Below are 12,557 nucleotides of genomic sequence, written 5' to 3' on the forward strand. Positions count from 1 at the left end.
GCTCCGCGTCCAGGGGGCCGATGAGGCGTGAGACGTGAGCACGGCGCGGTCCACCGGGGAGTCCCTGGTGGACGTCCGCAAGGAGACGGAACGATGAAGCACGCCGAGAACGCCGCCGAAGAGCTAGGAACCCAGGGGTGGAGCAGGCCCTGGAGCGCGGGCAGCGACGGAGGCTGTGTCGAGATCAAACATCTCGGCGGCGGGAACGTGGCCGTCAGACAGTCGACGGACCCGGACGGCCCGGCCCTCATCTGCGCGTCCTCGGTCTTCGCCGAGTTCGTCGGCGGCGCCAAGGACGGAAGAGCGGACTTCCTCATCGCCTGACATCCACCCTCCCGACAGCCTCTCCCGAAAGGCTCCGGAATCGGGCATGATGGGGCATCCGTACCGGTCAAACGATCCAACGCCGTTGTCGGACTGAACCGTTCACCGTTCCCGTACGTCGAGCGAATGCCGTCTCGCCCCGCACGTCGCACGTCTGCCCGGTCACGTCCGCGCAGGCCTGCGCGCGGGGGTGGCGCGACGGCAGCAGCAATGTCGTCAAGTCTGGGGAGGAAGTCCCGTGGCGCCGGTGCTTGTTGGACGCGAAGGATTGCTGGCCGGAGAACGGATACCGGTGATCGGCACCCAGGTCACGTTCGGGCGCAACCCCGAGAACACCGTCGTGCTCTCCAGCCCGAGCGTCTCGCGCTTCCACGCGGAGATCGTCCTGGACGACACACAGGGCTACGTGCTGCGCGACTGCGGCAGCAGCAACGGCACCCTGGTCAACGGCGAGGAGATCGACTCCCAGCTCCTCAAGCCCGGGGACGACATCTCCATCGGTGACCAGGAGTTCCGGTTCGAGGTCGCCGACGCCATGGAGACGATCATGGCGCTCTCCCTGCCCAGGTCGTTGACGCGCGGCGAGGAGGAGACCGAACACGGGCCGGTGCTGCGGGTCACCATCGCGGGCGGTGGCCCCGTCGGCCTGTCGCTCGCCCTGCTCCTTGAGCACTTCCTCGGTGGACAGGTGAACATCACCGTCTACGACGGCCGTTGGCGCAAGCAGGGCCGCAAGATCGTCTGGAAGGACGAGAGCCAGGGCAACGTGCGGCGCCAGCAGGTGGTGACCGTGCAGAGCCGCCAGTACCTCAGTCTGCCCGAGGAGGTGCAGACCCGGCTCTTCGACCCGGACAGCTACACCGAGATGTGGCCCTCGGGCCCCGACTCCATCGGCGACCACCACCCGCGCAACCTGCGGATCGCCTACATCGAGGACCGGCTCCTGGAGGTGGCGAACGAGAAGCGGGGCCGCATCCGGCTCGTTCCCGCCCGCTTCGGTGTCGAGGAACAGCTGGAAGCGCTGTCCGACCAGCAGGTTCTGGCGATCTGCGACGGCGGACGGTCGCACACACGCGAGTACTTCGCCGCCAAGTTCGGCAAGGCGGACGAATCCATCTACTCGCTGAACGACCGCCACCTCCAGGACGTGGTCCTCGGCCTGCGGGTGAAATCCGGTCTCGCCGATCCCATGGCGGTCCTGCTGACCGTCGGACAGAACCGCTTCCTGCTGAACTCCTTGCGCGGCGAGGGCTTCCTGAACATGCGGCTGACGGACGCGGAGATCGCGGAGGTCGTCGGCATCGATCCGGTCCGCCGCGTCTTCGAGGAGTGCATCGCCTCCCGTCCCTGCCTGATGGGGCGCGACGAGCACGGTGACTACCGGTGTTCCACGCACAGCACCCTGTTCCTGCCGGCCCTGATCAGGGGCTCCGCCCTGTGGAAGCGGGTGGGCGAAGGACTGCGGCTGTTCGGCGTCGAACCGGGCGAACTGAGCGCGGTCACCTCGTTCCGCCTCGACATGGTGCAACGTCCGCGCTTCACCGCCGAGTTGCTGCCGCCCACCGCCAACTCCAGCGGGACGTACGGTTTCCTCCTCGGGGACGCCGCCAACGCCATCCACTTCTGGCCGGGCCGGGGCCTCAACAGCGGCCTGGCCTCGGCGATCTCGCTGGCGCGGTCCCTCAACGGAGCCTGGAACGGCAAGCCCTTCCGGGACGCGGACTTCCTGCGCCACGAGGCCGCCATGTCGATGCTCCAGTACCGCCACAAGAGCCGTGCCTGGAAGGCGATGGTCACCACCGACGACAAGGGTGCCACCTGGGCCATCAAGGACATCATCGCGCACGGCATCGACGGCATCACCGAGGAGCCGGATCGCGAGGCCGACACCGCGACGCTCCTCGAACGGCTGCGCGGGATCCGTACGCGGCTGGCGACACGCATGGAGGGCATGCCGGACGACGAGGCCATCCTGGAACGGCTGGGGACCCTGGAGAGCAGGACGCTTCGCATGCTGGTGCTCAGCGGCGCCTGGGACACCCTCACCATGGGCGGCGAGGAGGTCGACATCGACATCTTCTACGGCCGGGACTCCGCCGCCGCGGCAGCGGCCGTGGAGGCCCTGGAACCGGCGGCCCAGGTCTGAGGAGTGTCCGGCCGCCGAGGGGGAGTGGCACCGCCTGCCGCCGGACCGCACGGGTAAAGTTACTCTTCAGTCGCTTGTCGCCGACGGTCGCCCCGAGCGGCATCGGCTCGTCGTGCCGCCGCGCCCCCGTGGCACCTGGCCAGGAGCCACGCCGCCCACACGACCACCGGCGGTCGGCCGACCGCCGGGAGCCAGGCGACGCATCCGGGCGGCGGGCGCGCCCCCGTCCGGCCGCCGCTGGACGCCGCGCGCGCAAACCACCCCCGAGCTGTCCACCCTGGAGCCCTGACCACGATGACGACGACCGCCACGAACCCCGCCGGCACGCCCGAGTCCGCGGAGCCGCATCCGGTCTGGCGCGTGCTCACCGAGCGGGCGAGATCCGGCAGCCTCCCCGGCGCGCGCACCGACGGTCACCGCGTCGCCCTGGCCATCGAGGGCGGCGGGATGCGCGGCATCATCGCCGGCGGGATGGCCCTGGCCCTCCACGAACGGGGACTGACCAACAGCTTCGACGCCGTCTACGGAGCCTCCGCCGGTGCCGCTTCCGCCGCCTGGCTGCTGAGCACGAGCCCCCAGTCGCTGCGCTTCTGGGCGGTTCCCAAGTACGCCAGGACGCTGATCCGGCGCTCGAACCCCCTGCGCGGCAAGCCGCTCGTGGACCTGCACGCCTTCTACGAGGTCCTCTACCGCTACGGCGACCAGGACTGCGCGCCGATGGACTTCGCCTCGATCCTCGCCGGCGACATCGAGTACCACCCCCTGGCCACCGACGCCGAGACCGGGGAGTCCACCGATCTGCGGCCCTTCATCGGTGACGCCGCGGAGCTGCGTCTCGCGCTGCGGGCCAGTGCCTCCCTTCCGCTCCTCGCGGGCGAACCGGTCACGCTGCGGGGGCGCAGGTACTACGACGCGGGCGTCTCCGAGTCGGTGCCCTACCGCACCGCGCTGGCCCAGGGGGCGACCCATGTCATGGTGCTGCGATCGCGCCGGGCGATCGACGGCGCACGCCCCTCCCGCTCCGCCGCGCTCATCGCGAGGACGGTGCTGCGGCGTGAGCCCGAGGTCCTGCGCCAGGTGTTCCTCGACCGCGAGACACGGCTGGCCCAGGACGACGCCCTCCTGGCCGACCACGCGGCCGTCGTCTCGATCCGGCCCGCCCCGGAGTCACCGGTCGTCGGCCGCCTGGCACGTGAGGGCGACCTCCTGGAAAGCGCCCTGGAAGCCGGACGCACCGCTGTGCACGACACCTACGGTCGTCTGTACGGCACGGGCGAGCCCCCGGCGGCCACCGACCGCTGACCCCCCTCCGCCGTCCGGTCCGGCCGGACGAGGAACCCGGACCGTCACAGGGCCCGAGTCCCGCGCGCGGAGCGGGCCCACGGAGGGTGGCTCCTTCGTCATACTGGGAAGCATGGCCATCATGGCCATCTATGACACGCTCGGTGCGACGTACGGCCGGACCCGGCAGCCGGATCCGCGGATCGGCGCGCAGGTGCACGCAGCGCTCGGGGACGCCGGGACCGTGATCAACGTAGGGGCGGGCACCGGTTCCTACGAGCCGCGGCAGACGGTTCTCGCCGTCGAGCCCAGCCAGATCATGATCGACCAGCGCCCCCGCGGAGCAGCGCCCGCCGTGTGCGCGGTCGCCGAACACCTTCCGCTGCGCGACGACGCCGCCGACGCCGTCATGGCACTGCTGACCGTCCACCACTGGACCGACCTCGTGGCCGGCATCGCCGAACTCCGCCGGGTCGCGCGCCGTCGTATCGTCATCCTGACCTGGGACCAGGAGATGTTCCGCGAGAGGTTCTGGCTCGTACGCGACTACCTTCCCGAGGCCGCGGCGTTCGACGACAGCCGGGCCGTCCCGATGGACCGGCTCTCCACCCTGCTCGGCGGGGCACATGAGGAGGCCGTTCACGTGCCGCACGACTGCACGGACGGGTTCGGCGCCGCGTACTGGCGCAGACCCCACGCCTACCTCGACCCCCACGTGCGCGCCGGGATCTCCATGTTCGCGCAGACGGGAGAGGACACCCTCGCCCCTGGCCTCGCAGCGCTCACCGACGACCTGAAGACCGGCCATTGGCACCGGCGCCAAGCCGATCTGCTCGCACTCGACACCTTCGACGTCGGCTACCGCCTCCTGGTTGCGGACGTCTGACCCTCGCCCGGACAGCCACCGAACCGGGTCCCGCCGAGACCCTCACCCCGTCGCACGGACGTCCCGGCCCCGCACCCGTCCGGGTCACCGGGCGCGCGGACCCGGCAGCCGGGCGGCAGGGTGAGGGTGTCGCCCTGAGCCCGGCCCTGAGCGCGTTCATCAGGAGGTTTCGTGCACGAATTGCCGCTCCTCAAGAGCGTCGGCGAACTGCTGCGCCGACGGCACGGTTCGTCGGGCCGCGAACGTCGGGCCGAGCTGCCCGACGGGTTCACCCTGGACACCGCGAAGGTCGGCGGTTTCACCGCCGGGACGCTCGACGCCGAGGACGAGGCGAGCCTGGCCGACGAGATCGCCCGTATGCTTCCGCATCACTGGGACCTCCCCACCAAGTCGGTGGAGGCCCTCACCCCGGTCGTCGACCACCTCGGTGGCCAGCAGCAGTTGATGGCATGGCTGGACCAGCACCCCGGCCGGCCGCGGCTGATCGCGCGGATCTACGTCCTTCTCGGCCATCTCGACCAGTACAGCGAGGACCCTGCCGTGCTGGAGGCCCTCCGGCACGCCCGAGCCCAGGACCCCTTCCCCGTCGGGCTGCGCGGCTACCTGGTGCCGGAGACCAACGCCGAAACCCTGGGCAGCCTCGCCTTCAAGGTCGAGCAACTCCTCGGCGACGACCGGGTGGAAGACGCCGTGGCGCTGGCTCTGGCGACCGCCGACTGGCTGCGCGGCGCGGCGGAGAACGCCGAGTCGCCCGGTGCCGACGTGCGCGAGATGGGCGAACTCATGGGCCATATGCACCGGGACATCAGCGAGGCCGCCGCGGAGTCCTGACGGGGTGAGGTGCGCGAACGGCGAGAGCGCCACCCGAACCGACCCGATCCGGTGCCGTACGACCGTTTGGCCACCCGCCGGCGGCGTTCCCGTGTGAAGATCCTCCACAGCGTCGGGCCCGAGCCGGGCGGTGCGGCCTCCTTGCGCCCGCGTCGCCCCGGCCGGGGCGCTCGGCGCCGGTGACCGTCCCCCGACCGCGAGGGTGGGGCGGGACCGGGGAGAAAGGCAACGGATGAGCGCGCGTTTCGAGGAGATCGACTGGCGGCCGACGCCCATGGGTGAGATCAGCCTGCGCCGCCGGCGGGATCCGCTGTCGGGCGAGGACGTGTACGAGGTGAAACTCGGCGACGAGTACCTGATGTCCAGTCTCTTCACCACGGGGGAGATCGAACTGGCCCGGCTCGGTCTGGCCGAACTGTCCGAGGGCCCGCTCGACGTCGTGGTGGGCGGACTCGGTCTCGGGTACACGGCCAGGACGGCCCTGGACGATCCCCGCGTACGTTCGCTCGTCGTCGTCGACACCCTGGCCGAAGTGATCGACTGGCACCGGCGGGGGCTCGTCCCCCTGGGCGAGGGTCTCGCGTCCGATGCCCGGTGCCGTCTGGTGCGCGGGGACTTCTTCGCGATGACCACCGGGGACGCGCCGCGCGGTCTCGACCCCGACCACCCGGGCCGCCGATTCCACGCGATCCTCCTGGACGTCGACCACTCACCGCGCCACGTGCTGCACCCCTCCCATGCCGCGCTCTACACACCGGCCGGCCTGACGGATCTGGCCGAACTGCTCCAGCCCGGCGGTGTGTTCGCCCTGTGGTCGAACGACCCGCCGGACAGCGCGTTCGAGGCGGTGTTGGCGAACGTCTTCACGGACACCGCGGCGCACGTCGTGGATTTCGACAATCCGCTTCAGGGCGGGACCGCCGCCAACACGGTCTACATCGGACGACGGCGCGACGGCTGACAGCACCCCGGGACCTGACGGCCGCCGGACCAGGCCCTGACCTGACCCGACGGGGGCCGAACCGACACGGCCCGGCCTGACCCGCGGCGGCCCTGCCTGACCCGACGCGGCCCGGTCCGGCCCTCAAGCGGAGCCGGTCACGGAGACCACGGGAAGCGGCGTCCGGTCCGGCAGTTCCCGCGGGACGCGTTCCAGTACGCCGCCCGCGAAGACGTCGTACAGCGGCAGCGTCTCCAGGTGCACATAGCCGATGTGGCAGTCGCACTGGGCCAGCGGGCAGGGGCGCGGGGCGAGCGCGGCGCGGTAGGAGCCGTCGTACAGGCGGCCCAGCTCCGTCCGGACGAAGTGGCAGCGGCTCACCCTTCCCTCGCCGTCCACCGAGATGACGGACTCGCCGGTGCGGCAGGGCAGGCCCGCCGACCGGTGCGGGTGGCGGCTGAAGGGGAAGAGCGGGTCGAGCGCGGTCCACTCGGAGGCCTGTTCGTCCGTGTAGGTGTGGCCCTCGGCGGCGTTCACCCACAGGTACACCTGCTCCGGGAGCTCCGCGCGGAGTCTGCGCGCGGGTTCCCGGTGCTCGGGCAGGCCGACGACGCCGACACTGAAACGGACGCCCAGTTCGCCGAGCTCCCGTGTCTTGGCGACGAACCGTTCGTGCGGTGTCTGCCCGGGGTGGTACGTGCACCACAGGGCCACGCTGTCCCGGTTCGCCGCCTCCAGCCAGTCGGTGCGGCAGCTGAGATTCGTCTGGATGGCCACACGCCGGACGTGAGGCTGATGCGACAACTCCACCAGGGTGCGGCGGTACCAGGAGCGGACCAGCCCCTCGCCCCACGGGGTGAACAGCACCGAGAGGCGGTCCTCCCGCTGCTCGCCCGCCCAGGCGGTGAACCGTTCCAGCGCCGCACGGTCCGCTCGCAGCTGCGCGGTCGTGTCACGGCGCTTGGCGAACGGGCAGTACGGACAGTCGTAGTCGCAGGAGGCCAGCGGGCCGCGGTACAGGATCGTCAGGTCCACCGGTCCTCACTTCATCTCGTAGGCGGCCATGGCGTCCCGCACGATGGGGGAGAAGAACTCGGGCCCGATCGCGTCCGAGTGGGCGAGCCCCTCGTCGGAGAGACGGAGCCGGTCCCCGTCCCGGTGCGAGAGCCATCCCCGCGCGCCCAGTGTCCCGATCTCGGACGGGAAGTCGGCGTACGGGTCCGATCCGAAGCGCAGCCGGTAGTCCGCGACGGGCAGGCCCTCGGCCTGGAGCAGGGACTGGAGCAGATGCCGGCGCCGCGCCTCGTCCTCGTCGACCCGTCGGCCGTGCAGCGCGTGAGAGAAGTCCTCGGTGGCGGTGTAGTCGTCGATGATCCCGCGGATCTCCCGCATCGACACCGCGTAGTCGAAGGAGTAGTGCAGCGTGGAGGTGTACGAACGGGCGCCACAGCCGAGGCCGATCATCCCGTCGGTCTGGCAGGCGTAGTCGTCCGGTCCCTGCGGTGGCGCGTCCGCGCGCCGGAACATGCGCATCGACACCTGTTCATAGCCGTGGGCCAGCAGATGGTCGCGGCCCTCCCGATACCGGCGCAGCCGCTGTTCGTCCCACTCCAGATCGGCCGTCCGCGCGTCGGCGTGCCGGCCGAGGCCGGTGAGGGGACGGATGTACAGGGGGTAGAGATAGATCTCCTCGGGGCGCCAGGCCAGGGCCGCGTCCAGCGAGTGGCGCCAACTGGCCGCGGTCTGGCCGTCGATGCCGTAGATCAGATCGATGTTGAGGACCGGGACGGCCGCGTCGCGTATCCGCGCGAGCGCCGCCTCCACCTCGGAGCGGCGCTGCGGCCGGACGGCGGCACGGGACTCCTCCTCGACGAAGCTCTGCACCCCGAGGCTGAGCCGGGTGGCGCCGCGCTCGACCAGCACGGCCAGCCGGTCCGCCGTGGCCGTGGACGGCGAGGCCTCGACGGACAGCGGGATCGCGCGGAGATCGGCCCCCATCTCCTGCTCGGCGATGTCGCACAGCCGCTCCAGCTCGGCGGCCTCCAGGAACGTCGGTGTGCCGCCCCCGAACGCGGCGTTGGCGAAACGGGGAGTCTCGGCGTCGCCCAGTGCCTCACGCATCGCGGCGGCCTGGCGGCGCACCGCGTCCAGATAGCGTCCCGTCAGGTCGCCGGGAGCGCCGATCCGCGTGAACAGATTGCAGAAACCGCAGCGGACCTCGCAGAACGGGATGTGCAGATAGAGGGAAAGCGACCGCCGGGGCTCCCCGGCCCACAGGTCCTTCAGCGCGGGGCGGGGATCGAGGGGCCGGTACGCGGTCTTGTGCGGATAGGCGTAGGTGTAGCTCTGGTACGGGCGCGGCAGGCCGGTCGGGGCGGCCGCGGGGGCGAGCGTCATACGGTCGGCTCCAGGAAGAAGTGGCTGTAGGGCACGGTCCACACGCAGTCGTGACCGAGACGGTGGCCGGTGTAGCCGTCGTCCCCGTAGGCCGTGCCGTGATCGGAGCAGACGATGGCGAAGCAGCGGCGGCGCGAGCTCATCGCGCGGAACAGCCGTCCGACATGGGCGTCGATGTACTCCAGGGCCGCCGCGTGGGTGGCGCGGCTGTCGCCCGCCTCACGGGTGGCACCGGGCAGGTGGAACCAGTTCGGCTGGTGCAGCGCCGACGCGTTCAGGAACAGGAACAGCCGCTGATCCGCGGGGAGTTCGGCGACCGTCTTCTCCGCCCGGGAGACCTGTGCCTCGAAGGAGGTGGGCGACGCGACCCCGAACTCCGGCTCCCAGTGGCTCTCCTGGAAGAGTCCGGGCAGCACGCTCCCCAGTGCGCCCTGCTTGTTGAAGAAGCCGACGCCCCCGACGCACACCGTGCGGTAGCCGTGCGCGGCGAGGCCGGACACCAGGTCAGGGGTGTCGAAGACGAACGTGCGGCCCGCGGTCGTCTCGCTGCCCGCGAACCGTGCGGCGAACAGCCGCGGATGCGGTCCCGGTGCCGCGGGGGTGGGTAGGAAGCCCGCGAACATGGCCTGGTGGGAGGCGTAGGTGAAGTTCCCCGGCGCGTGCCGCCGCTCCCATGTGCCGCCGGGCAGATGCGCCGTCAGGTTCGGCAGCCGGCCGGCCGCGGCGAGTTCGACGGCCACGTCGTGCCGAAGGGTGTCCAGGGTGAGCAGGAGCAGGTCGTCCCGGCCCACCACCTCGTTCATGTCCGGTGTCGCGGACGGTCCGGGCTCGGCGGGTCCGGGGGCGGGAGGTGTCGGGGCCGGTGTGCGGTCGGGTTCAGGCTGAGGCATGTGCTGTCCTGGCAGGGGTGTCGAGCGGGGGAGCCGGCCGCGGGGGGAACCGGTCGGTGGAGAGCGTACGGAACGCCGCGATCTGTGCCGCGTACGTGTCCAGCCCCTCGGCGCCGCTGCCCGGCAGGCCGGTCAGGCGGGGGAGCAGATCACCGAAGGCGTTGACCTCGCCGACGGCGAACCGGCGCCAGCCGACGGCGGGCAGCAGATCGACGCCCACGCACAGGGTGCCGGGGAAGCAGGCGGCGGCCCGTTCGCTGATGGAGAGGGCCTGCGACCACCGGTCTCCGGCCAGTGCGCGCACGGCCGCGAGATCGCCGCGTGCCCCGCCCAGATGCAGATTGGTCAGGGGGGAGCGGCTCGTGCGGACCACCGCGTGGGTCGCGCGCCCGGCCACGACCACGATGCGCAGGTCCGCCGATCTGCTGCCGAGCGAGGCCTTCGGCAGCCAGCGCTCGATGTGCAGTCCGTCCGGAGCGAGCTTGTCCACGATCGCGGCGATCCGCGCCTCCTCCGTGTAGCGGCGGATCCGCAGGGAGTTGTGGAGGTCGCCGTCCGCCGTGCGTTCGACGGAGGTGGTGGCCCGGATCCGGCCGGAGGCGGTCGTCTCGACGGCCAGCACACCCGACGCGGACGAACCGTGCGCGAGCTTGACGAAGACCCGCCGCAGCGCGGCCTCCGCCATGAGGTCCCGGACGCCGTTCCAGTCCTCCACCGCCGGGCGGACCCCGGAGGTGGGGGAGGGGGGCACCGGCACGCCCGCCGCGTCGAGACGTGCGTGGCACAGCCGCTTGTCGAAGAGCACGGCCAGCTCGGCCGGGTCGTCGAGCCGCCGGCCGCCGCGCAGCGAACCCACGCAGTCCATGAAGCGCGCGTACCAGCGGGCGGAGCCCTCCACCCTGGTCGGCTCGCCGACACCGCGCAACAGCCGGTCCACCTCGGGGTCCTCGCCGGGGGAGTCCAGCCGCACGACCTCGTCGTCGGCGAAGTCGTGCCCGCCGTCGCGCAGGACGTCCCGCCACTCGACCACCCGGGGCGAGCCGGAGCCCGCCGCCTCGGCCGCCGCTCTGAACAGGGCCACCCGGCGGTTCTCCCCGTTGGCCACGACCGCCCACTTCACCGGCGCGCCTTTCGGTCGCAACCCGCCCATCCCGCCTCCTCGTTCTCCGTTCCGGCGCTACTCGCCGACCGCGACGAAACGCCAGACCGTTCCGTCCTCCTCCTCATCGGACTCCGCGTCGTCCTGGTCGGCGCTGACCGTGACACCGGCGGGCTCCAGCGTCTCCAGCAGGCGCTTCCGCACCTCCGCGCCGAGGTAGTTGTGGTGCAGGTCGAGCACTTGGAGGTGCGTCAGCGGCTGGCCCGAGAGCAGGGCCGTCGCGCCGTCGTCGGTGAGGACACCCATGGAGATGTCGAGGTGCGTGAGGCGCGCGACGACCGGAGCCGAGGCCAGCGCCCTGCAGATGCCGTCCTGGATCTCGCTGTTGCGCAGACCGAGGCGGGTCAGAGCGGGCAGTCGTGTCCCCGCGAAGAACGGCTCCAGGTCGGCGACATCGGCGTCACCCCCGTACTCGGACGTGCCCAGCCACAGGTCGAGCCGCTCCAGGGCGGGCAGATCGCTGCCGGCGACACCGCGCACCGCCGCGACGGGCATACCGCCGCTCTCGACGGTCAGCGTGCGCAGCCGCTCGTGCCGCAGAGCGGGGAACACCAGCCCGTTCCCGCCCCGGACGCCGAACTCCTCCAGGTCGGGGAAGGCCTCCAGCAGCGGCGAGACATCGCCCTGGACGATCCAGGAGATCTCGCACTCCTCCCCGACGATGTCGGCGAGAAACAGTGCCCGGAGCGCAGGCAGCCGGTCGCGCGCGGCCACCAGCGCCGTGATCACGGCGTCGGGGGAGGTGTCGTACACCTCGCTCCACGCGCCGACGACGATTGCCTTCACCCGCTCGGTGTCCACGGCCGCGAGGAAGCGGGCGAAGGCGTCCTCCCACTCCTCCTCGCTGTCGTAGGCGTCCACGGCGATGCGCCAGGCGACGGATTCGGGCGAGGGGAGTGAGGTGGCCCCGGGCGACTTGTCGTCGGCGTCCGGGAAGGTGAAGGCCGGCAGGCCGTGGAACTCCTCGAGGTGCCTGTGGATGGTCATGCGCGCCCACTCCTTCGTGCGGTGGATCGACGGTCGTGGTGGAGAGTTCCGGAGCGCGCGGACCGCACCCGGTAGACGAGTTCTACCAAGCCCCACTGACATCACGGCGAACAGGGGTCGGCACCTGGGGACGACCGGCGGGGGAGCGGCGGCCGGGCGACCGTCCGGACCCGCCAGGACCGGGGCACGGCACGCGGTCACCACGGACATGACGCCTGGTCACCGGGGGTACGTGCCCGGTCCCGAGGCCGATTGTCAGTGGTCGCCTCTACGGTTCTTCCATGGCACACCTCGTGCCGCGTCGGGAGGGAGACCCATGTTCCGTCAAGGAGACGTGCTCATCGTGCCGTTGGACGAGAAGGCCGTGCCGGATCATGCGGTGGACGCGGCGTCCGAGCCCCGCGACGGCCGCGGACGGCTCGTGCTGGCCCTCGGCGAGGTCACCGGACACGCCCACGCGGTGGTCGGTCCCGGGCGTCTGATCCGGGACGGCGGGGTGTTCGGACCGATGCTGCTGCACGTTCCGGACGGGGCGCGGGTCGTGCACGAGGAACACGCGGCGATATCGCTCCCCAAGGGCTGGTACCGGGTGATCCGCCAGCGGGAGTACGTACCGGGCTCGGTGCGGATCGTCGCCGACTGACGGCTCGGCGATTGGCCGCGGCTCCGGCTGCGGAGCGGTGAACACCGGCACGGGATCGGCGCGTTCGGCGGCA

The 12,557-nt window shown here is 71.6% G+C and carries 12 protein-coding genes; 7 read left to right on the forward strand and 5 right to left on the reverse strand.

Features of this window, described 5'->3' with window-relative positions:
• The first annotated feature begins 93 nt into the window (after window positions 1-93).
• The 6 genes from ACZ4AA_RS16635 (at window position 94) to ACZ4AA_RS16660 (ending at window position 6,429) form a co-directional block, all read left to right on the forward strand.
• On the forward strand, window positions 94-324 hold the full coding sequence (locus ACZ4AA_RS16635) for a DUF397 domain-containing protein (RefSeq protein ID WP_467601773.1): 231 nt from the start codon (window positions 94-96) through the stop codon (window positions 322-324).
• 247 nt (window positions 325-571) lie between these two features.
• Entirely contained in the window at window positions 572-2,470 is a 1,899-nt protein-coding gene (locus tag ACZ4AA_RS16640) for an FHA domain-containing protein (protein WP_467601776.1), read from the forward strand.
• A gap of 294 nt (window positions 2,471-2,764) precedes the next feature.
• The gene (locus ACZ4AA_RS16645) at window positions 2,765-3,772 is read left to right on the forward strand and encodes a patatin-like phospholipase family protein (RefSeq protein ID WP_467601779.1); all 1,008 of its coding nucleotides are present in this window, start codon (window positions 2,765-2,767) and stop codon (window positions 3,770-3,772) included.
• A gap of 121 nt (window positions 3,773-3,893) precedes the next feature.
• Window positions 3,894-4,637, forward strand: coding sequence for a class I SAM-dependent methyltransferase (locus ACZ4AA_RS16650; protein ID WP_467601782.1), 744 nt, complete (start codon window positions 3,894-3,896; stop codon window positions 4,635-4,637).
• 171 nt (window positions 4,638-4,808) lie between these two features.
• Window positions 4,809-5,468 carry a hypothetical protein gene (locus tag ACZ4AA_RS16655; protein WP_467601785.1) on the forward strand — a complete coding sequence of 220 codons (660 nt, stop codon included), beginning with the start codon at window positions 4,809-4,811 and terminating at the stop codon, window positions 5,466-5,468.
• Between the two features lie 232 nt (window positions 5,469-5,700).
• Window positions 5,701-6,429 carry a polyamine aminopropyltransferase gene (locus ACZ4AA_RS16660; protein WP_467601788.1) on the forward strand — a complete coding sequence of 243 codons (729 nt, stop codon included), beginning with the start codon at window positions 5,701-5,703 and terminating at the stop codon, window positions 6,427-6,429.
• A 123-nt stretch (window positions 6,430-6,552) separates the two neighbouring features.
• Here ACZ4AA_RS16660 and ACZ4AA_RS16665 read toward each other — a convergent pair whose 3' ends face one another.
• From ACZ4AA_RS16665 to ACZ4AA_RS16685, 5 genes are all read right to left on the reverse strand, one after another.
• Window positions 6,553-7,443, reverse strand: coding sequence for an STM4011 family radical SAM protein (locus ACZ4AA_RS16665; RefSeq protein ID WP_467601791.1), 891 nt, complete (start codon window positions 7,441-7,443; stop codon window positions 6,553-6,555).
• 6 nt (window positions 7,444-7,449) lie between these two features.
• Window positions 7,450-8,805 (reverse strand): STM4012 family radical SAM protein, encoded by a 1,356-nt coding sequence (locus ACZ4AA_RS16670; protein WP_467601794.1) that lies wholly within the window; start codon window positions 8,803-8,805, stop codon window positions 7,450-7,452.
• Entirely contained in the window at window positions 8,802-9,608 is an 807-nt protein-coding gene (locus ACZ4AA_RS16675) for an STM4013/SEN3800 family hydrolase (RefSeq protein WP_467602475.1), read from the reverse strand. Before ACZ4AA_RS16675 ends, ACZ4AA_RS16670 begins: the two co-directional genes overlap by 4 nt.
• A 73-nt stretch (window positions 9,609-9,681) precedes the next feature.
• Window positions 9,682-10,845, reverse strand: coding sequence for an STM4014 family protein (locus ACZ4AA_RS16680; RefSeq protein ID WP_467601798.1), 1,164 nt, complete (start codon window positions 10,843-10,845; stop codon window positions 9,682-9,684).
• A gap of 27 nt (window positions 10,846-10,872) precedes the next feature.
• Window positions 10,873-11,841: an STM4015 family protein gene (locus ACZ4AA_RS16685; RefSeq protein ID WP_467601802.1), complete on the reverse strand. Its 969-nt coding sequence runs from the start codon at window positions 11,839-11,841 to the stop codon at window positions 10,873-10,875.
• A gap of 316 nt (window positions 11,842-12,157) precedes the next feature.
• Between ACZ4AA_RS16685 and ACZ4AA_RS16690 the strand changes: the two genes are divergently transcribed.
• On the forward strand, window positions 12,158-12,484 hold the full coding sequence (locus tag ACZ4AA_RS16690; RefSeq protein WP_339133881.1) for a hypothetical protein: 327 nt from the start codon (window positions 12,158-12,160) through the stop codon (window positions 12,482-12,484).
• The last annotated feature ends 73 nt before the right edge of the window (window positions 12,485-12,557 follow it).

The sequence above is a fragment of the Streptomyces sp. NPDC024698 genome (assembly GCF_055559015.1).

Coding starts and splice junctions, on each gene's coding strand:
- ACZ4AA_RS16635 (WP_467601773.1), top strand. CDS start 94: ATGAAGCACGCCGAGAACGCCGCCGAAGAGCTAGGAACCCAGGGGTGG.
- ACZ4AA_RS16645 (WP_467601779.1), top strand. CDS start 2,765: ATGACGACGACCGCCACGAACCCCGCCGGCACGCCCGAGTCCGCGGAG.
- ACZ4AA_RS16650 (WP_467601782.1), top strand. CDS start 3,894: ATGGCCATCTATGACACGCTCGGTGCGACGTACGGCCGGACCCGGCAG.
- ACZ4AA_RS16660 (WP_467601788.1), top strand. CDS start 5,701: ATGAGCGCGCGTTTCGAGGAGATCGACTGGCGGCCGACGCCCATGGGT.
- ACZ4AA_RS16670 (WP_467601794.1), bottom strand. CDS start 8,805: ATGACGCTCGCCCCCGCGGCCGCCCCGACCGGCCTGCCGCGCCCGTAC.
- ACZ4AA_RS16675 (WP_467602475.1), bottom strand. CDS start 9,608: ATGAACGAGGTGGTGGGCCGGGACGACCTGCTCCTGCTCACCCTGGAC.
- ACZ4AA_RS16680 (WP_467601798.1), bottom strand. CDS start 10,845: ATGGGCGGGTTGCGACCGAAAGGCGCGCCGGTGAAGTGGGCGGTCGTG.
- ACZ4AA_RS16685 (WP_467601802.1), bottom strand. CDS start 11,841: ATGACCATCCACAGGCACCTCGAGGAGTTCCACGGCCTGCCGGCCTTC.
- ACZ4AA_RS16690 (WP_339133881.1), top strand. CDS start 12,158: ATGTTCCGTCAAGGAGACGTGCTCATCGTGCCGTTGGACGAGAAGGCC.